Source organism: Marinobacter sp. ATCH36 (genome assembly GCF_023555055.1).
GTDB lineage: Bacteria > Pseudomonadota > Gammaproteobacteria > Pseudomonadales > Oleiphilaceae > Marinobacter.
This window is the reverse complement of record NZ_JAMJPL010000002.1, coordinates 349,116-370,448: the sequence shown is the minus strand read 5'-3', so window position 1 is coordinate 370,448 and position 21,333 is coordinate 349,116. Positions and strand designations below refer to the sequence as shown.

19 protein-coding genes are annotated in these 21,333 nt (G+C 58.4%); 14 read left to right on the top strand and 5 right to left on the bottom strand.

Features of this window, described 5'->3' with window-relative positions:
* The first annotated feature begins 4 nt into the window (after positions 1-4).
* From M8010_RS09400 to M8010_RS09370, 7 genes are all read left to right on the top strand, one after another.
* Positions 5-328: an antibiotic biosynthesis monooxygenase family protein gene (locus tag M8010_RS09400; protein ID WP_250090675.1), complete on the top strand. Its 324-nt coding sequence runs from the start codon at positions 5-7 to the stop codon at positions 326-328.
* 6 nt (positions 329-334) lie between these two features.
* Positions 335-919 (top strand): CPBP family intramembrane glutamic endopeptidase, encoded by a 585-nt coding sequence (locus tag M8010_RS09395; protein ID WP_250090674.1) that lies wholly within the window; start codon positions 335-337, stop codon positions 917-919.
* Positions 912-1,469, top strand: coding sequence for an RNA 2',3'-cyclic phosphodiesterase (gene thpR, locus M8010_RS09390; protein ID WP_250090672.1), 558 nt, complete (start codon positions 912-914; stop codon positions 1,467-1,469). Before M8010_RS09395 ends, thpR begins: the two co-directional genes overlap by 8 nt.
* A gap of 71 nt (positions 1,470-1,540) precedes the next feature.
* On the top strand, positions 1,541-1,936 hold the full coding sequence (locus tag M8010_RS09385) for an acyl-CoA thioesterase (RefSeq protein ID WP_250090671.1): 396 nt from the start codon (positions 1,541-1,543) through the stop codon (positions 1,934-1,936).
* Positions 1,937-1,958: 22 nt separating this feature from the next.
* Positions 1,959-2,390, top strand: coding sequence for a PaaI family thioesterase (locus tag M8010_RS09380; protein ID WP_250090669.1), 432 nt, complete (start codon positions 1,959-1,961; stop codon positions 2,388-2,390).
* A 10-nt stretch (positions 2,391-2,400) separates the two neighbouring features.
* Positions 2,401-2,679 (top strand): hypothetical protein, encoded by a 279-nt coding sequence (locus M8010_RS09375; protein ID WP_250090668.1) that lies wholly within the window; start codon positions 2,401-2,403, stop codon positions 2,677-2,679.
* A complete protein-coding gene (locus M8010_RS09370) occupies positions 2,664-3,749 on the top strand; it encodes a serine hydrolase domain-containing protein (RefSeq protein ID WP_250090666.1) in 1,086 nt (361 codons plus the stop codon). The genes M8010_RS09375 and M8010_RS09370 overlap by 16 nt, the downstream gene beginning before the upstream one ends.
* On the opposite strand, the gene M8010_RS09365 is transcribed toward M8010_RS09370, so the two are convergent.
* Entirely contained in the window at positions 3,688-4,101 is a 414-nt protein-coding gene (locus M8010_RS09365) for a DUF2721 domain-containing protein (RefSeq protein ID WP_250090664.1), read from the bottom strand. The genes M8010_RS09370 and M8010_RS09365 overlap by 62 nt on opposite strands.
* Before the next feature lie 204 nt (positions 4,102-4,305).
* On the opposite strand from M8010_RS09365, the gene M8010_RS09360 reads away from it, so the two are divergent.
* From M8010_RS09360 to M8010_RS09345, 4 genes are all read left to right on the top strand, one after another.
* Positions 4,306-5,655, top strand: coding sequence for a hypothetical protein (locus M8010_RS09360; protein WP_250090662.1), 1,350 nt, complete (start codon positions 4,306-4,308; stop codon positions 5,653-5,655).
* A gap of 137 nt (positions 5,656-5,792) precedes the next feature.
* Complete coding sequence (locus M8010_RS09355) at positions 5,793-7,154, top strand: glycine cleavage T C-terminal barrel domain-containing protein (protein ID WP_250090659.1); 1,362 nt, start codon at positions 5,793-5,795, stop codon at positions 7,152-7,154.
* Between the two features lie 70 nt (positions 7,155-7,224).
* On the top strand, positions 7,225-8,154 hold the full coding sequence (locus tag M8010_RS09350; RefSeq protein WP_250090658.1) for a methylenetetrahydrofolate reductase: 930 nt from the start codon (positions 7,225-7,227) through the stop codon (positions 8,152-8,154).
* The gene (locus M8010_RS09345) at positions 8,135-9,871 is read left to right on the top strand and encodes a formate--tetrahydrofolate ligase (protein ID WP_250090655.1); all 1,737 of its coding nucleotides are present in this window, start codon (positions 8,135-8,137) and stop codon (positions 9,869-9,871) included. Before M8010_RS09350 ends, M8010_RS09345 begins: the two co-directional genes overlap by 20 nt.
* Here the strand turns inward: M8010_RS09345 and gbdR are convergent.
* A complete protein-coding gene (gene gbdR, locus M8010_RS09340) occupies positions 9,863-10,975 on the bottom strand; it encodes a choline metabolism transcriptional regulator GbdR (protein WP_250090654.1) in 1,113 nt (370 codons plus the stop codon). The genes M8010_RS09345 and gbdR overlap by 9 nt on opposite strands.
* 279 nt (positions 10,976-11,254) lie before the next feature.
* Here gbdR and M8010_RS09335 point away from each other — a divergent pair, with 279 nt between their 5' ends.
* Complete coding sequence (locus M8010_RS09335) at positions 11,255-12,637, top strand: L-serine ammonia-lyase (protein ID WP_250090652.1); 1,383 nt, start codon at positions 11,255-11,257, stop codon at positions 12,635-12,637.
* Between the two features lie 30 nt (positions 12,638-12,667).
* On the opposite strand, the gene M8010_RS09330 is transcribed toward M8010_RS09335, so the two are convergent.
* Together M8010_RS09330 and M8010_RS09325 are read right to left on the bottom strand one after the other, a co-directional pair.
* Complete coding sequence (locus tag M8010_RS09330) at positions 12,668-15,238, bottom strand: GcvT family protein (RefSeq protein WP_250090650.1); 2,571 nt, start codon at positions 15,236-15,238, stop codon at positions 12,668-12,670.
* A gap of 139 nt (positions 15,239-15,377) precedes the next feature.
* Positions 15,378-16,433, bottom strand: a complete 1,056-nt coding sequence (locus M8010_RS09325; RefSeq protein ID WP_250090648.1) for an alpha/beta hydrolase — start codon at positions 16,431-16,433, stop codon at positions 15,378-15,380.
* A 54-nt stretch (positions 16,434-16,487) separates the two neighbouring features.
* On the opposite strand from M8010_RS09325, the gene M8010_RS09320 reads away from it, so the two are divergent.
* Positions 16,488-18,269 (top strand): chloride channel protein, encoded by a 1,782-nt coding sequence (locus M8010_RS09320; RefSeq protein ID WP_250090645.1) that lies wholly within the window; start codon positions 16,488-16,490, stop codon positions 18,267-18,269.
* Positions 18,256-19,365: an ABC transporter substrate-binding protein gene (locus M8010_RS09315; RefSeq protein WP_250090643.1), complete on the top strand. Its 1,110-nt coding sequence runs from the start codon at positions 18,256-18,258 to the stop codon at positions 19,363-19,365. Before M8010_RS09320 ends, M8010_RS09315 begins: the two co-directional genes overlap by 14 nt.
* Before the next feature lie 66 nt (positions 19,366-19,431).
* On the opposite strand, the gene ftsH is transcribed toward M8010_RS09315, so the two are convergent.
* Positions 19,432-21,318, bottom strand: coding sequence for an ATP-dependent zinc metalloprotease FtsH (gene ftsH / locus M8010_RS09310; RefSeq protein ID WP_250090642.1), 1,887 nt, complete (start codon positions 21,316-21,318; stop codon positions 19,432-19,434).
* Between the last annotated feature and the right edge of the window lie 15 nt (positions 21,319-21,333).

Here is a 21,333-nt window from a genome sequence, read left to right as displayed (position 1 = left end):
ATTGATGAAATACATTTTTGAGGTGCGTATCAGGGAAGGGCACACGGCAGAGGAATACGCGGACGCCTGGGTCCGGGCCAGCGAGATCATCCAGCAGGCACCGGGTGCACGGGGTACAGAGCTGCACCGGAAGATTGGTGATCCGAATGTATTGATTGCCATCGCCAGCTGGGAAAGCAAGGCGGACCGGGACGCTATGGAAGGGCAGCACAACCCGGAAGTAGCTGGCATAATCCGCAGTGCCGCGCCGTTTTGCGAGATCACTCCTCTGGGGGAGTTTGAAGATCCGGAATGGGTTGTGATGCCACCAGACAGGCGCAGTAGCTGAGCCCTTATGTCACAGAAACGTCCGAAAATTTCGTCCCGGGCCGCGCTGCTGTTTCAGGGAGGCATCGGTGTCGTCGGCCTTGTGGCGATCCTGTTGTTCGGAATTCCCGTGCAGAATGGCGGAATGAGCCTGAGTGTTGCTGTTTTCTGGGGGCTGGTCGGTAGTGTAGCGACCTACGCGGTGATTACGACACTGACCCGGATTCCGGGCTTGCTCAGTGATTCAATGGAAGCCCAGCTTGAGAAGTTGTACCGGTTCGCCTGCGATTACTCCTGGCCAATACTCGTTACCCTGTCGGTGTTTGCCGGTGTCGGGGAAGAGTTGCTGTTCCGCGGTGCCATTCAGGGCTGGCTGGCCCAGCATTTCCATGAGGCAGTGGCGATTATTGCAGCCTCGGTGCTGTTCGGGCTGGTTCACTACCTGTCCTTTACCTACTTCATGCTGGCAACCGGGCTGGGGCTGGTTTTGGGAGCGGCCTATGCGTATACAGATAGCCTGGTTCTGGTCATGGTCTGGCATGGCGTGTACGACATGATTGCGCTTTACTGTCTTCGCAGATTTCCACACCTCTTCGGAGTGCAGAATGGATAAGCCGGTCAAGCACCGCCTGTTCTTCGGGCTGGATTTACCGGAATCCGTCAAACAGCAGTTGCTGTCGATTCAGCGGCCGTTAGCCGGTGCCCGCTGGCAGCGGGCGGACCAGTTGCACCTTACGCTGGCATTTCTGGGCAGTGTGGAAGAGCAGCATTTACCGGTGCTTCGCGAGGTAGTCCGGAACCTGCCGGTACTGCCGTTCGATCTTGCCATCAGTGGCGTCGGATGCTTTGGTAAGCCGGACCGCCCGAAAAATCTCTGGGCCGGGGTCCGGCCTGTTCAAAAACTGGAGGAACTCCAGGCTGGACTGAACCAGAGGCTGGCATCCGTTGGGTTTGCTCAGGAAAAGCGCAGCTTCCAGCCGCATGTCACGCTGTGCCGCTTCAAAAAGGAGGCCGGGTCGGTCGCTGAGTTACTGCAGGATTATGACGAGCTGCTCATCGAGCCGTTTCAGGTTGACCGCTTTGCGTTGTTTGAGAGCGTGCAGGGAGAGCGTGGATCTGTATACCACGTGGTTGAGACTTATCCGTTGTCTGGTGCCCGATAACATTCATTGGCCCCGCGGATCGGAATTTCGGTAAGATTTCGGTTTAATCACCTAAAACTTGGGTAGCACACATGTTTTTTTATGAAGTTGAGCCGCGATTCAGTGATACCGATGCCCTGGGCCATATTAACAATACCGTCTATCCGGTCTGGTTCGAGCAGGCACGAACGTCGATTTTCCGGATTTTCCACCCCGCACTCACCCCGAAAGGGTGGCCGCTGATCCTGGCAAGAATGGAGATAGACCTGAAGGCCCAGTGTTACTGGCTCACCCCCGTGGAGATACATTCCGGAATCGGCACTATCGGCAATTCATCGGTTCAGGTCATTCAGGAAGCCTGGCAGAACGGCGTGGTGGTCGCCCGTGGTGTGACGGTACTGATTCATTTTGACTACGAGACGCAAAAGTCCGTTCCGATACCCGACGCCATCCGTGAGAGGCTGGCGGAGCATGCTTTTGAAGCCTAGGGCCAATTAATGGGGAGTTGCAGTGGACAATCTCAACAAAAAAGAAGTGGAACGGATTTTTTCATCAGCGCCATTTATTGCCGATCTTGGCCTGGAGCTGACGTCCATTGAACCTGGTGAGTGCCGTACACGGCTTGTGCTGGCCAACAGGCATTTGCAGCAGGATGGTTTCGTTCATTTCGGGGTTCAGGCCACCGTGGCCGATCATACTGCTGGAGCGGCGGGGGCTTCCGTGGCAGGGCCGGGGCAGATCGTTCTGACGTCGGATTTTTCACTGAAGCTGTTGAGGTCGGCAAAAGGCACTCACATCGAATGTATCGCCACCGTGCTCAAAGCAGGCTCCTCTCTGACCGTGGTAGAGTCCGAGGTGTATTGTGGCACCACTGGGGACATGCGGCTGGTTTCCAAGGCGACGGTGACCCTGGCTGTTGTAAGCCCCCGGGAAAAAATATGAGGTTTATTCAGTGAAAGATGTTTTGCGAAAGGTCTTCTGGCCTATTCTGTTCTTCTTCGAAAAAGGCAGCCATGCCGAGGGCTATCGCCCATCTCACCGCAAGATACTGCTGGTGGTGGGGTTGCTGTTTCTTGTTCTTTCCGGTGTATCGCTTTTCTTCTCGATCTTCGCGCAAACGTTGAGTGCGCTGCTGCCCATCGTTCTGTTTTTCGTGATCAGTCTGGTCTGCTTTGTGGTTGGTCTTTTGGGCAGTGACAGCGCCGTGGCCAGGATATGGGGCACACGATAGCGTTTGTCCGGTTCGTCTGCTTGCAGGCGCGGGCATTGCTAATCCTGGCGTTCATGCTTTTGCCTGCAAAAGCATGGGCAGAGAGCCCTGGCGACGAGCCTGCCGGTAACGCGGGTACATTCCCCGGTTTGGCGGAGCGCGCGGCAGCTCTTGATCGCCTGCATAGTCTTGTTGTTGCGGTGAACGGCCAAACGGTATTTTCACGGGCATTCCGTGGACCGGAACTGGACGAGCCGGCCAACATCAAGTCCCTCTCCAAAACAGTACTTTCCGCAGTAGTCGGCATGGCCATTGATCGCGGCGTGTTCGAGAGTGTGGATCAATCCATCGCCGAAATCCTGGATGTGCCCGACGATGCCAGTGCCCGGGTCAGCGAGGTGACCATCAGCCACCTGTTATCAATGCAGGCCGGGCTGCAGCGAACCTCAGGGCGATATTACGGCGAGTGGGTCAACAGTGATAACTGGGTGGACTATGCGCTTAACCGTTCCTTCGTGGCGGAACCGGGCGGTGACATGCTGTATTCCACAGGCAGCTATCATCTGCTTTCCGCGGCGCTGACCAAAAGCACGGGGCGCAGCACTCTGTATGTTACCCGTAATTGGCTGGGCGAGCCGCTGGGGATCCGCGTTCGTGCCTGGCTGAGGGATCCCCAGGGGATTTATTTCGGCGGCAACGATATGCACTTGTCTCCTATGGCATTGCTCAAGATTGGAGAACTTTACCGCAACAACGGTGTGTATAACGGCGAACGGCTGCTTTCAAAAGCCTGGATAGACCTGTCCTGGACACAGCGTGGCGTTTCCCGATACACCGATGACCGTTATGGCTATGGCTGGTTTGTGACGGATCTTGGAGGGCAGCGCGCTTATTACGGCCGTGGTTACGGTGGGCAGATGCTGTATGTATTTCCCGAACTGGCGATGACCGTGGTAATGACCTCTGACCCGCAACCTCCGGCCTCACCTTCGTTCATGCAACAGCAGAACGCGCTTCTGGAGGAGTTTGTTATTCCCGCTTTCCCGCTTCCCCCTGCTTCCTCGCCTCAAAGCTCTCAAGCTCAACGTTGATGGCGTTGGTCGAAATCACGATCTCATAAAGCGAATACAACAGAGATATCGAGAGCAGAATCAGGCTGATTCCGAATGCAATCGCGCCGGTAAGCTGGGCTCCTACAAACAGAACGAACATGGACACGGTGCATACGAAAAAACTGAGAACGCCATAAGCTTGCATGCGCTTGGTCAGCAGAATGCGTTTGCGCAGCATGCTGATTTGCCGAGCGATCAGAGCATGATCTTCTTCTGTGTCCATTTGCTTGAGCTGGCGGATCAATTGGGCCAGAACCAGAAACCGATTGGTGTATGCGAGCAACAGTAATGAGATGGCTGGAAACAGAAGGGCGGGGGTGGTCAGTGTCAACGTCGGCTCCTCAATGTGTTGGGCGCTAGGGAATGGTCTGTCGGTCAGTTTATAGTGGGGCCGGGGCGTTAGCCAGCCAGCATTATGGGGTGCTGGATATCAATGGCGTTTATCAGTGCCAATCAGAAAAATTCATTCGCGGAATACCCGAACCCTTTCCATACTCAGGTCACTACAAATATAACGATATGCGGGTAATCCAAAATGGCAGAAAGACAAGAGCTGGCGGGCTGGCGATGGGGCCCGTTTACCTTCCGTGTTCCTTTTTATCACACCAAGCTTTGCTGGTCGGAGTTCCTTCAGGGACTAATGGTGTCTGCGGCAACGGGGTTGGCGCTGATTCCGATCATGACGGCTTACTTTGGCCTCAGCTTTGACGAAGCCATTGCCTTGTCCATGGTCCATGCCTTCCTGATTGCGTCGGCGGTTATTGTTTTTGGCGAACCCTACGCCGGGGGCTGGATAACCCCTGCGTTGCCATTAATTCTGGCCTTTGTGGTTGGTGGTTACGAAGACCCCTCCAGCCGCTTTCAGGCCATGACAGCGCTTTCCCTGGTATTTGCCTCGCTAGTGTTTATTCTGGGGATTACCGGATTGGGGCGACGGTTCGTCATCTGGCTACCGGATACCCTCAAGGCCGGCATTATTCTTGGCGCCGCGATTGCCGCCCTGAAACGGGTGTTTATTGACGACGCTGATCGTTTCCTGCTGGAGCAGCCCATTGCCACCACTCTGGCCTGCGCCATCTGCCTGATTTTTACTTTCTCCGTGCCGATGCAGAAACTGAAGGCGCGTAACCGGTTCTTCTTCATGGTCGGTGCGTTGGGGCTACTGCCGGGCTTTATGATCGCTGCGATGGTGGGGCCGTTTGTAGGTGAGGTCAGTTTTGATATCCAATGGGGCTTTATGGTGCCGCCGCTGACGGAAGCGGTTGCCAAGGCGTCGCCATTGGTCAATGGCTGGCCGTCGTTTGAAATGATCGCCCAGAGTGTGCCGCTGGCGTTGATTGCCTACATCATTCTGTTTGGTGACCTGGTAACGGGAAATGAAGTCCTGCGCGACGGCATGAAAGTCCGTACCGACGAGCACATCGATATCAACCTCAACCGCACGCATTTTTCGCTGTCGATCCGCAATGCGCTGATGGGCATCTTCGCCCCGTTTTTCCCCACCCAGGGTGCGGTCTGGACCGGTGTCCACGTGATTGTGGTGCAGCGCTGGAAACAGGGCCCCAGAGCAATGGGTAGCCTGCACAGCGGCCTGGCGTCTTACTACCTGATGGGGCTGCCGTTTATTTATTTCCTGTTGCCGCTGATGACGGGCCTGAAGCCATTGCTGGGCATTGCACTCTCGCTCACTCTGGTGCTCACCGGCTTTGCCTGTGCCTACATTGCCATGTCCATTCCCAGGGATAATGCCTCCCGGGGAACGGTGGTGCTGATCGGCGCGGCGCTGGCGTTCTTCGAGCCCTGGATTGGCCTGCTGATCGGTGTGGTGGCCACGCTTGCAATGGTCGGCTGGGACCGCAGCCCGGACCCGATACCCCACGATTGACTGTCTGCAAACCAGAGGGATGGCCAAGGCCATCCCTCTGACGTTTTTGGTTATGCCAGTGTCGTATTGGTTCCATCCGCAAAACTCAAACAGGGTCACATTAAGGCTATCAACAACCCGGTAAGGGGGAGATAGCAATGGCCGTTCAATTCGAAAAAGCACTGATAGATTACCCACAACAACGCGCGGGTGCCGCCCGCCAACCTGGCAGCGTCGACCAGTCTGATCGTCGCGTTCCCGTCAATCTGCGACAGTCTGGCCCCACGCCGGTGGAAATGCTGATTTCCACCAGAGTTCGCAAGTCGCCGTACTGGCATCTGGCTTTCGAGGCTGGCTGCTGGCGCGCGACAGTCTATAACCGGATGTACCATCCCCGCGGATATGTGCGCCCGGAAGACGGTGGCGCGATGGTGGAATATGAGTCGCTGATCCATGACGTCACCATGTGGAACGTGGCGGTCGAGCGCCAGATCCAGGTCAAAGGCCCGGACGCCGAGCGTTTCGTGAACTATGTGATTACCCGGGACGCCAGCAAGATCAAGCCCATGCGTGGCAAGTACGTCATCCTCTGCAACGAGGAGGGCGGCATCATCAATGACCCGGTATTGCTGCGCGTCGCTGAAGATGAATTCTGGTTCTCACTCTCCGACAGTGATTTGGAACTCTGGATGCGGGGTGTGAACATCGGCATGGGCTTTAATGTCAGCATTGCGGAAATTGATGTGGCTCCGGTACAGATCCAGGGCCCGAAATCCGAAGCGCTGATGACCGATCTTTTTGGTGAAGCGGTCAAGGAGCTTCCCTACTACGGCCTGATGGAAGGTCAGGTAGCGGGGCATGACGTGATCGTATCCCAGACCGGCTTTACCGGCGAGAAGGGCTACGAGATTTACCTCAAGGAGGCCACCAAATACGCTGAGGATCTCTGGTACACCGTGCTTGCAGCCGGTGAGCCCCATAACCTGAGGGTGATTGCCCCCGCGCACCATCGCCGCATTGCCGCAGGCATCCTGTCCTGGGGTCAGGATGTGGACGCCGAAACCCTGCCATTCCAGTGTGCACTGGCGTACCAGGTACCGCGCAACAAGGAAGCGGATTACATCGGCAAGCAGGCCCTCGAAAAAGCGCGCGAACAGCTCGATGCCGGTCGCCCGCCTTTCACCCATATCATGGTGGGTATACGCTTCGGCGGCGGCCAGGTGACCGACTACGCGAATGATTTCTGGCTAGTCAGCGGTCCGGATGGTGGCGAGCCGGAAGGCTATGTGACCTCGCCCTGGTACTCCCCGGAGCTGGAAACCAACATTGCGCTGGCGTACGTGCCGTTTGATTTGCGCAGTATCGGTACCCGCCTGACCGTGCACCTGCCTGTCGAGTACGCTGCAGCGGATGGTTCCACCGATGTGGAAGCCGAAGTGGTGGAAATTCCCTTCCGCCCGTCAGTGAACGCCAATGCCCGCGAACGGGCCCGGGCCAAGGGAATCGACTTCGCTGACTAGCGGGGTTGGTTGGGGAGGCGAATGCCGCCTCCCCATATGAAGTCCACACTTGGCAGGGGGTAGCTGGTTTATGAAACTGGTGAACGAAAAGCGGGCACCCGGTGTTCCGGGTGCCGAAGCAGAGGCACGGCTGCGATCCCTGGTACGTTCAGCGTCGATTGAGGCGACACCGCGCCAGATATTGGCAGCGGAGGACCTTCAGGAGCTTTTGCCAAAGGGCACCTGCGTGTACGTGCCTTTCCTGCCCAAAGGGCAGTTCGGCGATACCCTGGCCGCTTGCCGGCATCTTCTGGATATAGGTATGCAGCCAATACCCCACGTGCCCGCCCGGATGGCCCAGAGCCGCGAACAGCTGCGTGACTGGCTGGTACAGCTGGACGAAAGCCGGGTAGACCGATTGCTGCTGATTGCCGGCGACAGCGACTCTGTTGCCGGCCCGTTCCCGGATACGTTAGCGGTGCTCGAGTCCGGGCTTCTGGCCCAGTTCCGGTTTCACGGTATTGGTGTTGCCGCCCATCCGGACGGGCATCCCATGGCGGACCGGGCAACCCTGACCCAGGCTCTGGGCATCAAGCGCGAATATGCCCGCACGACCGATACGCGGCTATGGGTGGTAACCCAGTTTACCTTCGATGCCAACGTGGTCATCGACTGGCTGCAAAGCCTCGGAAATATTCTGGAAGAGGTGCCCGTCGACATTGGCCTGGCAGGCCCTACACGGGTAAAAACCCTCATTGCCTACGCTGCCCAGTGTGGCGTCGGCGCCTCCGCCCGGGCAATGCTGCGCCGGCCGGGTAGCGCCAGGCTGTTAAGGGCGTGGACGCCGGACACCATGGTGCGAACACTGGTCCAGTATTGCCTGGACAATCCGGACACCCTGCTACGGGGTATCCATCTCTTTCCATTCGGTGGGTTGCGCCAGTCGGCGCAGTGGATTCAAGAACACAGCGGGTCCATTGAGGACCAGAGGGGACAGTTTCATGAGTCTTCAGTACAGTAACCTGAAATCCGCTACACCTGTGCCGGCTGCCTTTCCACCGCCGGGAACGCCGGACATCGAGATTGCCCGTTCGGTGCAGCCCCTTTCCATGCTGCTGCTGGCCCAGCAGCGTTTTGGCCTGCCGGCGGAAAGCCTGGTGCCTTTCGGGCATTACAAGGCCAAGCTGGATATGGCGTACGTGGATACCTCCGATACTGCACCCAGGGGCAAGCTGGTGCTGGTAACGGCCATTACGCCAACCCCGGCGGGTGAGGGTAAAACCACCACCAGCGTGGGGCTGAACGATGGCTTTAACCGTCTCGGCGTGCGCTCGTCGGTGTGCCTGCGTGAACCCTCCCTGGGCCCATGCTTTGGCATGAAGGGCGGTGCGGCTGGCGGTGGCCGCGCCCAGGTGATTCCAATGGAGGATATCAACCTGCATTTCAATGGCGACTTCCACGCCATCACCAGTGCCCATAACCTGCTGGCGTCACTGATCGATAATCACATTCACTGGGGTAACGAAGCCGGGCTGGACCCTCGCTATATAAGCTGGCGCAGAGTCATGGATATAACCGACCGGTCCCTGAGAAACATGGTCTGTGGTCTGGGCGGAGCGGCACACGGCGTGCCTCGGGAGACCGGATTCGATATCACGGTTTCATCGGAAATCATGGCCATACTTTGCCTGGCGGATGGCAGGGCGGACCTGAAGCAGCGATTGGGCAATATTATCGTTGGCAGGCGCACCGACATGACGCCCGTTACTGTGCGTGACCTTGGCGTAGAGGGCTCGCTGCTGGTGCTGTTAAAAGAGGCGCTGCAGCCGAACCTGGTGCAGAGCCTGGAGCACAATCCGGTGTTCATCCATGGCGGCCCCTTTGCCAATATCGCTCACGGCTGCAATTCCGTGACTGCAACGCGGGCGGCGCTGGCACTGAACGACGTGGTGGTGACAGAAGCCGGATTCGGCGCTGACCTGGGCGCGGAAAAATTCATCGATATCAAATGCCGACACAGCGGCTTGCGGCCCGATGCCGCTGTGGTGGTCTGCACTATCAGGGCGCTGAAAATGCAGGGCGGTGTTCCCCGCAGCCGCCTGGGCATTCCCGACCTTCCGGCCCTGCGTGAGGGCGCTGCCAATCTCGAGCGCCATATTCGCAACCTGCAGCAGTTTGGCCTGAACCCGGTGGTCTGTATCAATCGCTTTCCGGACGACACCGAAGATGAATTGGCACTTGTGCAATCTCTCAGTGAAGATCTCGGCGTGAGGGCGGTGCCGGCGGACCACTGGGCAACCGGAGGTGAGGGGGCTACAGAACTTGCCCAGGCGGTGCTCGATCAGATGGACGAGGGCACGCCAGACGTGAAATTCCTTTATGAGGACAGCCTTCCACTGGCGGAGAAAATTCGTACCATTGCAACTCGCATATATCACGCGGGGAGTGTTGAGTTTACAACTGTGGCAAAGCGGCAGCTTGAGGAATACGAGGCCCTGGGCTTTGGTCATCTGCCGGTGTGTATCGCCAAGACCCAATACAGCTTCTCGGCGGATTCAGCGCTGAAAGGCGCACCGTCTGGTCATATGCTGCCGGTCAGGGAAGTGCGCCTTGCTGCAGGGGCCGGATTTGTGGTGGCAGTGTGTGGCGACATCATGACCATGCCGGGCCTGCCACGGCGACCGGCAGCCCTGGATATTGCGCTTGATGAGAATGGCCTGGTGATGGGGCTAACCTGATCCGGTACCTTCAAAAATGCCATAGGTGGGCTCGGTTCGGGCCCGCCTGAGGGCCTGCAGAGACGAAGACGGCAGGCTAGCCATAGTATTGGCCAGGGCGCTTCCAACTGCTCCTTCGGTGTAAACCTCCATGCGCTCGTGTTTTGGCGCCCGCCCCATGGTTTTACGGTAACACCGGCTGAAGTGAGTGGCGGAGACAAAGCCGCACATGGATGCAATTTCCACTATAGAGCAGGAAGTCTGCTTGAGTAGCCGGCGGGCCCGGTTCAGGCGCACCCGCAGGTAATAGCGTGAGGGAGTACACCCCAGATGCTTGAGGAACAGCCGCTCGAGCTGGCGGCGGGAGATGCCCGCCAGGCTGGCCAGTTCCTGCAATTCAATGGGCTCTTCAATGTTGGCCTCCATCAACTGGGCAGCTTCGGTCAGCTTCGGCTGGGCACAGGCCAGTGATGGATGTATCGGCATGGGCTGTTGCTCGCTCTCTTCGCGTACCCGGTCACAGACAAACATATGGGAAACCGCATTACTGAGTTCCTTGCCATGGCGACGGGCCAGGAAGCTGAGCATCATGTGCATGGGCACGGTGCCACCGGTGCAGGTCATCCGTTCGCGCTCCACGGTGAACAGGCGATTATTGGTCTGGACCCGCGGAAAACCTTCCTGCATGGCTTCCAGGCATTCCCAGTGGGCGCTGCAGGCATGCCCGTCCAGCAGACCGGCACTGGCCAGTACGTAAGCCCCGGTGCAAACGGCACCCAGCAGCACATGGCGGCGTGCCATCTGTTTTAGCCAGTTAACCTCTTTGCGGGAGAAACTCCGGGTGACATTAATGCCGGCAACAACAATGACCAGGTCGAATTTGTGGTCCTCATGAATGGACGCGTCCGGCAGCAGGGTGATGCCATCGCTGGCACGGGCGGCTTCGCCCTCGGCAGTCAGCAGTTTCCAGGAGTAGAGTTCGGTACCGGCCAGTTGATTAGCCATACGCAAAGGCTCAACGGCAGTGGCCAGAGCAATCAGGGTGAAGTTGTCAATCAGCAGGAAGCCGACCCGGTAGGGCTCGGGGCTGGGCCGATCTGTCAATGAGCCTTGGTCAGCGGTCATGGTGAACCCCCTTGCCCCGCCTGGGCCGTTTGCAGCGACCCGCACCCGGTGGAATCTGTCGGGGTAGGGTGCCTTTCCTTGAACATTAGCTGTTGCACTCTGATAGTGCAATCAGTTAGTGAGATTGGATTGCACAATAAGTGATCAGTTCCGATGTGGCTTCATTCTAAGTCGGAGCCAGGGTTGTCGTAAATCATCGCGTCGGTGTCGCCGGCAAGCACGCGATGGTTTGCCGGCAGGATTACCGTTGAAGTATATCCCCTGACAGGAGTCAGTGAATTGGCCGTCAGTCTGTTTGAACTGTTCAAGGTCGGTATTGGCCCCTCAAGCTCTCACACTGTCGGGCCCATGGAGGCGGCGCGCCGGTTCGCGGAGGCGTTGGAGTGCGAGCATTTGCTGACATCGGTACACCGGCTGAAAGTTTCCCTGTATGGCTCGCTGGGTGCGACCGGAAAGGGGCACGGAACCGGCCCTGCGGTGATGATGGGGCTGGAAGGCGAGCGGCCGGACCAGATCGACCCGGATGAAATGCCGGCTCGTCTTGAGGGACTTCGCAGCACCCGTACGCTTTCCCTCGCGGGCCGCTATCCGGTTCGTTTCTGCGAGCCGAAAGATCTGGTGTATTACCGTCGAAAATCCCTCCCGGAACACCCCAATGGGATGATCTTCCAGGCCTTTGGTTCAGAGGGCCAGTGCCTGCATGAGAAAACCTATTATTCCGTGGGTGGAGGCTTTGTGGTGGATGGGAACACAGGCAGCAGTCCGCGTATCCAGGAAGACGATACGCCGCTGCCGTACCCGTTCCACAGCGGTAAGGCATTGCTGGCTCAGTGCCGTGAGCATGACCTGAGTATTGCCGATGTGATGCTTGCCAATGAGCAGGCGTGGCGCACTCCGGAGGAGATCTGCAGCGGTATCCTGGGGCTATGGGAGGTCATGCGTGAATGCGTGCGAAATGGCATTCGTCATCAGGGCGAGTTGCCTGGCGGGCTCCGGGTTCGGCGCCGGGCCGCATCGTTGTATCGCTCATTGATGGACAAGCAACGGGTGGACTTGATTTCGCCCTCCCTGAGCGCGCTGGACTGGGTCAACCTCTACGCCCTGGCGGTTAATGAGGAAAACGCTGCCGGTGGCCGGATCGTAACGGCACCTACTAATGGCGCTGCCGGCATTATTCCGGCGGTGCTTCACTACTATTGGGAGTTCTGCCCCCAGGCCAGAGAGGACGGCATTATTCGTTTCATGCTGACCGCGGGAGCGATTGGTGTGTTGTTCAAGGAAAACGCCTCCATCTCCGGGGCGGAAGTAGGGTGCCAGGGTGAGGTGGGTTCAGCCTGTGCCATGGCCGCCGCGGGCTTGGCTGCGGCTACGGGTGGCTACCCTGAGCAGGTGGAAAATGCCGCTGAAATCGGCATGGAGCATCACCTGGGTATGACGTGTGACCCCATTGGCGGGCTGGTTCAGATTCCCTGCATCGAGCGCAATGCCATGGCCTCGGTCAAGGCCATCGACGCCGCCATTATGGCCCTGCGGGGCGACGGCAAGCACTACGTATCGCTGGACAAGGTGCTGCACACCATGAGGGAAACCGGCCGCGACATGCTGGACAAGTACAAGGAAACCGCCAGGGGCGGGCTGGCGGTCAACATCATCGAATGTTGACCGCCGCCGGGTCGTATTGCTGAAACCCGGTCAGGATTTGACGCGCTCGTTGTCCGGATCAAACAGTGCGCGATAACCCACGGCCTCGATACGGATGGGATAATGCTCCTGGAAGTATTCCAGGGTCAGTTCCCGACCTTCTTGCGCGTACTCCGCCGGAATGTAGCCCAGCAGTATGATTTTGCCTACCGATGGCCCCCAGGCAACGCTGGAGTTGTAAGACCGGCGTCCGTGGCTGTCCACCAGAACTTCGCCGGTTTGCGGATCCAGAATGGGCCATTGGCCCACTGGATAGCGCAGCACGCCATTGGCATCCTTGTGGTCCGTCATGGTCATGGTGCAGAGGTGCGCCACCTGGCTGGACCGTTCGCGCTGTTCCAGATAGGCCGCCTTGCCATGGAAATCCGCTTCCTTGACCTTGGGCCGCTGCAGGCCGGCTTCGTACAGGTTGTATTCGGTTTCCAGATCCACATTCTGCAGCCGCAGGCTTTTCTCCAGCCGGCGGGTGTTGGCGTAGGTTTCGATGCCCACCGGGGTAACGCCGGCCTCGTAGAGCAGGTCCCAGATTTTCAGGCCATAACTGAACGGGAAGTACAGCTCCCAACCCTGCTCGCCCACGTAGGATATGCGGAAAGCCCACACCGGAACGCCCTGGACGTTCAGTTCCCGTGCCGTGGCAAAGGGGAAATTCTCCGCCGACAGTTCGTCCGGATTGGTGACGAACCGCGCCAGGGTTTCTCGGGCCTTCGGGCCCCAGAGCCCCAGTGTCGCCAGTTCGTCCGTGCGATCCTGCACGCGGATGTTGGCGAGCCCTTTCTCCCGTGCAATGCGGGTCATCCAGCAATAATCCCGGTGACCGGTGTCGCCACCACAGACCACCCGGTAGTCGTTGTCGCCCCGGCGGATGATGGTCAGGTCCGAACGGATACCGCCACGGGCATCAAGGAAGTGGGTGTAAACCCCCTTGCCAACGGGCGTGGTGCCCCCCACTTTGGCAACGGACAGGTATTCCAGCAGCGCTTCCGCGTCGCCGCCGGATATATCGAAGATGGCGAAGTGGGACAGGTTGATCATGCCCACGGATTCACTCATTTCCAGTTGCTCGGCGTTGGATACTTCCCAGAAATGCCGCGCGTCCCACTCATTCTCCCGCACCGGAATTCGGTCGCGGTATTTCTCGAGCAGGGTGGCCTCGTTGGCGGCATAGCCGTGGGCCCGCTCCCAACCGGCGGCTTCCATGAAGTAGGCTCCCAGTTCCACCTCCCGCAGATAGAACGGGCTGGTGCGCATCCTGCGGCCGGTCATGTAGGGCTCGCGGGGATGAACCGCCGGCGTATAGATTTTCTTGGCGGTTTCATAGCATCGGTTGTACACGTAGTCCGGTGTTTTCTGCAGTGGATAGTGGCGCGCGATGTCGATGCTGTGGGGGTCCATCTCCGGCGAGCCGTTGGTCATCCAGTCCGCCAGGACCTTGCCGGCTCCCGGCCCGTCCTTGACCCAGACGGCTTCGCAGAACCATAGGTTACGCACTTCCGGGGACTCGCCCATCAGGGAACCGCCATCTGGCGTTACCGACAACAGGCCGTTGAATGAGTGTTTTTCCTCCCAGCCCAGTTCGCCCAGGATCGGCGTCATTTCGATGGCTTTTTCGTATGCGTTCATGACCTGGTCCAGGGAAAGGTCCCGCATGGACGGCGACAGCCTTGCTTCTCCGGGCTCCGCGATGGCGCCAGGGTAGACCAGTCGCGGGTTTTCCGACTCGTAATAACCCCACTCAATACGCCCACCTTCAGTGGTAGTAGGGTCACCGGTATCCCGCACGTACGCGGAGTTACCCTGGTCGCGGAACAGCGGGTAGACAATCTGCTTTCCGGTGCCGTTGAGTTCTTCGTAGGGGCCGAAAAATAGCAGTGGGTGCTCCAGCGGCATCAGCGGCAGGGGTGAGTTTGCCGTGTTGGCCATCAAGGGGCCCCAGATACCCATGGACAGCACCACGTATTCGGTTTCAATGTAGCCCTTGTGGGTTTCAACGCCCCGTACCTGGCCGTCCTGGACATCAATACGCAGGGCCGGTGTATAGGCAAAGGCCTGCAGCTTGCCGGTGGCCACTGCCTCTTCCACCAGGTCGCCGGCCACTTTCTGGGAGCGGGGCACCACCAGGCCGGCATCCGGGTCCCACATGGCGCCCTGGATCTGGTTTTCGTCCACCAGCGGGAACAGCTCTTTTGCCTGTTTTGGTGAAATCATGCAGACGTTGGTGCCGAAAGCTTTTCCGGAGCCTACCTTGCGGCGGAGCTCATCCATGCGTTCGTCATCACCAATGCGGGCCACCTCCATGCCGCCGCATTTCACATAGTTGCCGCGCTTCTCGTAAAACGCCTGGCTGTATTTGGTGGTGTAGATGTTCAGCTTGTCGTGGGAGGTGGTGAAGCAGAAGTCGGAGGCGTGGGAGGTGGAGCCGATATCCGAGGGAATCGCCGACTTTTCCAGCCCTACGATGTCGTCCCAGCCCAGTTCAATCAGGTGGTGGGCCACCGAGGACCCTACGATACCGCCCTGGCCAATAATGACGACTTTTGCACGTTTCGGTAGTTGTGCCATCTGGAACCCCCCTTTAACCGCAATGAACACCGGCGTGCGCCGCGGCACGGCCCTGATTCAATGTGGCCCTGAATGATCGGGGGCGATAAATCCAATACGACACCAAGCCGTCCAAAAACGGCAAGCGTCAGGGCCGGTTTCAGCCTTTTTCAATTCTGTTCAGAAATTCTCCAATATGATCAAAGGCTTCTTCCGCTTCTGGCAAAATATCCGGGAATATGTGCCATACGTGCACCATCCCCGGCCAGGTTTTCAGCTCTACCGGAGAGCCCGAGTCCCGTGCTTTGTTGACGTAACGGCGGGCGTTGTCCAGCAGCATTTCTGAATCGCTGGCATGGATCAGGGTAGGTGGCAGGTTTTCCAGGTTGCCTCTCAACGGAGACGCCAGCGGGCTGGAGGGAGACAGGCGCATACCGAAAAAGCTCAGCCACCAGAGCACTGGCAATGGCACTCGCATCAGGCTGCCAAAGGTAGGGCCGAGCAACGGGTCGGTCTTGATATTCAGGCGATTACTGGGTGCTGTCAGCGTCAGATCCGTGGAGGGTGACAGGGCAACGGCGGCATCTGCCTGGCGCAGGCCCTGGTCACGAATCCAGGCGATCAATACCAGGGTATGGCTGCCGCCGGCGGAGTCTCCTGCCACCACCACAAAATCCTCAGGTTCCGGGCCGTCAGGGCCATTTTTCAGCATCCACTGGTAGGCTTCCTGACAGTCCCGTAGTCCTGCCCGGTAGCGATGCTCCGGTAGCAGCCGATAATCCACGGCAAATACGGCGGCATTGGCCACCCGGGAAAGCCGCTCGGTGATGGTGCGATGGCTGCGCGGGCTGCCGGCCACCCAGGCACCGCCATGGATATAAAGTACCCGCCGCCGGGTGTCCACTCCGGGTGCTAATACCCATTCTCCTTTCGGTGCATTTGCGCCGGCTGGCCGGAATTCTGCAACGAATTCCCGCCCCTCGCTGAGGCTGTCCATATGCTTGCGCAGGGCAATGAGCCGGGCCCTCCCCCGCAGCCCCCTGGCGGAACGACTCATGTCCCTGATGGTTTCCAGCACCTGGTTATGGCCCGGGCTGGGGGTATAGTCCTGTCTGGGGGTGTCGTCCCGGTCAAGGTGAGCAAGGTTTTCACCGCGGAGCAGAAGCACCGTTATAAGTACAACAGATAACAGTAATGCCAGTACAAACCAGATCATGAATCAGCCTTTGGGCAATCGAAGTCGTTGGATACCGGTGTTTTCGCTTATTTGGTGCACAAAGTAAACATTGAGCGTATGGCCAATCGGGACTTTACTTGCAGTATGGACAGGGGCGGCGTTGAGCGGATTGTATATCAGATCAGTGTGGTGACGGTGGTGGCGATCCTTGTGGGGGCTGCTGCATCGCTTGCAGCGATTGGCTTCGTGGATGCGGTGCATTACCTCAATGATCGCCTGTTGATATCCCCTTACGCCCGTATCCAGGCGGACCACAGGTCAGGGTTGGTTACGGCAGCAACGCTGATTGTTCCAGCTACGGGAGGCCTCATCGTTGGCCTGGTTGTCCATTTTCTGGTGCGGGAGAAACGGGGGCTGGCGCCCCCGGACGCCATCCTTGCGGCACAAACCAGTGGGCCCGCACCAGGGATCAGGAGCGGCCTTGCCTCAACGTTTGCCGCCCTGGTGTCGCTCGGCAGCGGGGCGTCAGTGGGGCAGTACGGCCCGCTGGTGTATCTGGGGGCAATGTTCGGCAACCTTGTGGGGCACCTGCGGCTTAATCTGCGACACCAGCGCTCCATTGCCATTGCCTGCGGTGTGGCTGCAGCCATATCCACTGCTTTCAACGCACCTATCGCAGGGTTGGTGTTCGCCCATGAAGTCATCCTGCGTCACTACTCGTTGCGCGCATTTGCGCCGGTGACAGTTGCAGCGGCGACAGGTTATATCATCGCCAATGTGATATTTGATCGCCCCGCACTGTTCCTGGTGAATTTTGACCGCGTGGAACATAGCTACGAGTTCGTGTTCTTTGCATTGGAAGGAGTAATGTGCGCCGGTCTGGCCTGGGTGTTCATGGTTTTGTTGAGGCTCAGTGCCAACGTTGCCCGGCGTTACATTGCGCCGCCCTGGGCTCGCCCGGCGGTGGCAGGATTGATAGTAGGACTGGTGGCCCTGTGGATACCAGAGGTGCTTGGTATCGGGCAGGAGACGCTGCGTTTCGCGACCATCGAGGGGGCTTTTGGAATTGGCGAGCTGGCGCTGATCATCGTCGCAAAACTGGTATTGACAGCATTGTGTGTGGGTTTCGGTTTCGTAGGCGGTGTTTTCAGCCCGGCGTTGTTGATCGGAATTCTCTTTGGCGCGTTTTATGGCCTGGTTTTACCCTATGTCGCGCCGGTACCCCATTCCGGGCTGGTGGTATACGCCATTTGCGGGATGATGGCCCTGGCCAGTTCGGTCATCGGTGCACCGCTGACAACCATCCTGATCGTGTTCGAGTTGACCCGCAGTTATGACCTGACGATTGCGGCCATGGTGGCCGTGGTTTTTGCCAACCTTATTTCCTACCGGGTGATCGGACGCTCGCTGTTCGATCTGCAATTACGGGCCCGGGGATTTGACCTGTCTCTGGGACGCGACAAGGCAATACTGGAAACCCACAGGATCCGCGACTATCTGTCCCGTGAATTTACCAGTGCAAGCGACCGGGAAACCGTCGGTGATGTTCGTCAGCGTCTTGTGGAAGATCACCGGTCAGAGGCCATGATTCTGAATCAGGACGGAGAACTGCTAGGAGTAGTCAGGCTGCAGGGGATTGTTAACAGCCACGCTGACGCACCAGTGCTGCAAGCGGCTATTCAGTCGTTTACCACCTTCGATGAGGACACCTCCGTGTGGCAATCAATGGAAATGCTTCGGGGTTTCCTGGGTGAAGCGGTTCCGTTGGTGGACCGGAGCGGCCGCCTGCAGGGGGTGGTTCCAGAAGAGGCGGTGATACGGGCGTATCTGGAAATCGTGCACGACCTTCGTGAGGAAGAGAATGAAGCGGCCTAGCCTAAGGGTTTTCCCATTGATCGTAATCGGCCTTCTGGCGTTCTTCGCTGTTTCGTCGGCGCAAGGTGAGAGTGAGGCGCCAGAGGTTCTTACTGTCGTAACCTGGGGTGGTTCTTACGAGGATAGCCAGCGACGGGCCTATTTCGAACCCTTTACCAATGCAACCGGAATAGAAATTGAAACAGTCCATTACGATGGCGGTGTGAAAGTATTGCGGGAGCACCTCGCCAGTGGCGACGTACAATGGGATGTCATCGACATGATCCAGTCCGACGCCAGCGCCGCTTGTGAAGAGGGCCTCCTGGCGCTCATTGATCCCGCCATTCTGGCGCCGGCACCCGATGGCACACCAGCGCAGGAGGACTTCATGGCAGAGGCCATCCATCGCTGCTTCATCACCCAGATCGTGTTTTCCACTGTCATCGCCTTCGATGACCGGGCGTTTCCGGGGGTAAAGCCTGACAGCGTGGAAGATTTCTTCGACCTTGAGGCCTTTCCCGGCAAGCGCGCCCTCCGCAAATCACCGGTAGGGCTGTTCGAATGGGCGCTGCTCTCACTGTCCGTGCCCCGGGAGCAGCTCTACGACCTGCTCAGCACCCGGCGAGGGTTGGAACTGGCTTCCCGGCGGCTGGACGATATCCGCGACGCCATCATCTGGTGGACACGTGGCGACGAATCGGTGGAACTTCTGACCAGCGGCCAGGCAGTCATGGCTACGGGCTACAACGGCCGCTTTTTCCATGCCAGGGCCATGGAAGGCGCCCCCATTTCGGTGATCTGGGACGGGCAGCTGATCGGCTTTAACAGCTGGGCCATTCCTCGCGGTTCGGGTCAGGCCGACCTGGCTGCGGATTTTATCGCCTTTGCCACCCGCAGCGAGAACATGGCTGCTCAGGCCAACCTGATCAGCTATGGGCCAGCCAGGAAATCGGCGCAGCAAAGAGTAGGGCTGCATACCGATGCGGGTGTACCCATGCGGCCCTACATGCCAACGGCGCCATCCCACATGGCCAACGCCGTGATCCGTGATCATCAGTGGTATTCGCAAACGGTGGAGCTTCGGGAGCAATGGTTTCGGGAGTGGCTGGCGCATTGAGGGTTTGGTGATAGCCTGCGTCGTTCTGGGGCTGTTGCTGGCAGTGGCTGTAAGTCTGGAATTTGCTCAGGCGTGCTGCGACTCACGGCCTTCCAGGATATCGTGGATCTCCGTCGCTGAAAGTGTTTCTTTCACCAGAACTGCTTCAGCCAGGGCTTCCAGCTGCTTTCGGTGGTCTGAAAGGAAACTCACAGTTACCTTTTCAAGCTCGATCAGTCTTGCCTGAACCTCGGTGTCGATCAGCTCCGCCATATGCTCGCTGTACTCCCGCGGCTGCCCCATTTCCCGGCCCAGGAAAACGTGCTCCTCACCAACACCCAGACCCAGCGGGCCAATTTTTTCGCTCATGCCCCACTGACCGAACATGCGCCTTAAAAGTTTGGTCGCTTCCTTGAGGTCGTTCTGCGCGCCCGTGCTGACCTCACCGTAAATGAGTTTTTCCGATGAGCGGCCACCCAGCATGACCTTGATACGGTCGGTCAGATAACTTTCGGTGTAGTTATAGCGGTCTTCCTTGGGCGTCTGCTCGGTAACGCCCATTGCCATACCGTGGGGGATGATGGTTACCCTGGTAAGCGGGTCAGCCTTGGGCATGTAATAGGCCATGATGGCATGCCCGCACTCATGGTAAGCCACCACTTCCTTTTCTTCCCGGGTCAGTTCGGCGTCGCGCTCTTCACCCAGAACAATGCGGTCGCGTGCGTGCTCAAAGCACTCGTTGTTGACCTTCTGCAGGTTCAGCCTGGCGGCTGTGAGGGCAGCCTCGTTGACCAGGTTTTTCAGGTCGGCACCGGCAAAGCCAATGGTGCGTGCAGCAATTTCCCCGAGCTCAACATCGCTGTCCAGAGGGACTTTCCGGACATGAACCTCAAGAATGGCTTTGCGGGCCTCCTTGTGAGGCAGTTCCAGCGTCACTTTGCGATCAAAACGGCCCGGGCGCAGCAGGGCACTGTCGAGCACGTCCGGGCGGTTGGTGGCGGCCAGGACCACCACATTTTCGTGGCCTTCGAAACCATCCATCTCGGTCAGGATCTGGTTGAGAGTCTGCTCCCGTTCATCGTGGCCGCCACCGAATCCGGCCCCCCGGGAGCGGCCAATGGCATCGAGCTCATCAATAAAGATCAACGCGGGCGCCTCTTTCCTGGCGGTGTCGAACATGTCCCGAACCCGAGCCGCGCCAACGCCAACGAACATCTCGATAAATTCGGACGCACTGACGCTGAAAAAGGGTACATCAGCCTCCCCGGCAATGGCTTTCGCCAGCAGGGTTTTGCCGGTTCCCGGCGGGCCAACCAGAAGGATGCCCGTTGGCATATCCGCGCCCAGCGCCTTGTATTTCTCCGGGGTGGTCAGGAAATCAATGATCTCGGTGATGTCGCGTTTTGCGGATTCGATGCCCGCCACATCGGACAGCCTGGTTTTGGAAAATTGTTTCTCTACCCGGTGGGCTTTGGAGCGACTGAAGCCCAACGCACCACCACCCTGCATCATGCGGCGCTGGGCATACGACCAGAACCAGAACATCAAGGCAAGAAACAGTAGCCATGGCAGAACGTTGGTCAGCACCTGTTGCCATGCCGGAGGGTCTGCCGGCCGGGCGCTGATGATGACAGCATGAGATTCCAGAAGCGGGAGCAGGTCCGGGTCGTCAATCGGGGGGCGAATACTGTGGAAGCGAAGGGAATCGCTGTTTTCGGCCCAGGCTCTGCCACCCTCTTCGGTCAGTTGACCGTCAATATGGTCGGACCGCAGGGTGACTTCTTCCACATGGTCACTCGCAACAGCTTCCTTGAACTGTGAGTAGGGCAGTTCGGCGACCGTAGGCTGCTGGCCATCCTGAAGCCAGAGAAACATCAGAAAAATGGCAGCGCTGAGCCACAGAAACGAGTATTGAGCAGGTACCTGAGGTGTTTGCGGTTGCTCCGGCTGCTGGGGCTTTTGTGTCTGGGTCATGGCGTTCCGTCTTCA

Coding starts and splice junctions, on each gene's coding strand:
- M8010_RS09325 (WP_250090648.1), bottom strand. CDS start 16,433: ATGATCTGGTTTGTACTGGCATTACTGTTATCTGTTGTACTTATAACG.
- M8010_RS09330 (WP_250090650.1), bottom strand. CDS start 15,238: ATGGCACAACTACCGAAACGTGCAAAAGTCGTCATTATTGGCCAGGGC.
- M8010_RS09360 (WP_250090662.1), top strand. CDS start 4,306: ATGGCAGAAAGACAAGAGCTGGCGGGCTGGCGATGGGGCCCGTTTACC.
- M8010_RS09350 (WP_250090658.1), top strand. CDS start 7,225: ATGAAACTGGTGAACGAAAAGCGGGCACCCGGTGTTCCGGGTGCCGAA.
- M8010_RS09315 (WP_250090643.1), top strand. CDS start 18,256: ATGAAGCGGCCTAGCCTAAGGGTTTTCCCATTGATCGTAATCGGCCTT.
- thpR (WP_250090672.1), top strand. CDS start 912: ATGGATAAGCCGGTCAAGCACCGCCTGTTCTTCGGGCTGGATTTACCG.
- M8010_RS09355 (WP_250090659.1), top strand. CDS start 5,793: ATGGCCGTTCAATTCGAAAAAGCACTGATAGATTACCCACAACAACGC.
- M8010_RS09385 (WP_250090671.1), top strand. CDS start 1,541: ATGTTTTTTTATGAAGTTGAGCCGCGATTCAGTGATACCGATGCCCTG.
- gbdR (WP_250090654.1), bottom strand. CDS start 10,975: ATGACCGCTGACCAAGGCTCATTGACAGATCGGCCCAGCCCCGAGCCC.
- M8010_RS09345 (WP_250090655.1), top strand. CDS start 8,135: ATGAGTCTTCAGTACAGTAACCTGAAATCCGCTACACCTGTGCCGGCT.
- M8010_RS09395 (WP_250090674.1), top strand. CDS start 335: ATGTCACAGAAACGTCCGAAAATTTCGTCCCGGGCCGCGCTGCTGTTT.
- M8010_RS09400 (WP_250090675.1), top strand. CDS start 5: ATGAAATACATTTTTGAGGTGCGTATCAGGGAAGGGCACACGGCAGAG.
- M8010_RS09370 (WP_250090666.1), top strand. CDS start 2,664: ATGGGGCACACGATAGCGTTTGTCCGGTTCGTCTGCTTGCAGGCGCGG.
- ftsH (WP_250090642.1), bottom strand. CDS start 21,318: ATGACCCAGACACAAAAGCCCCAGCAGCCGGAGCAACCGCAAACACCT.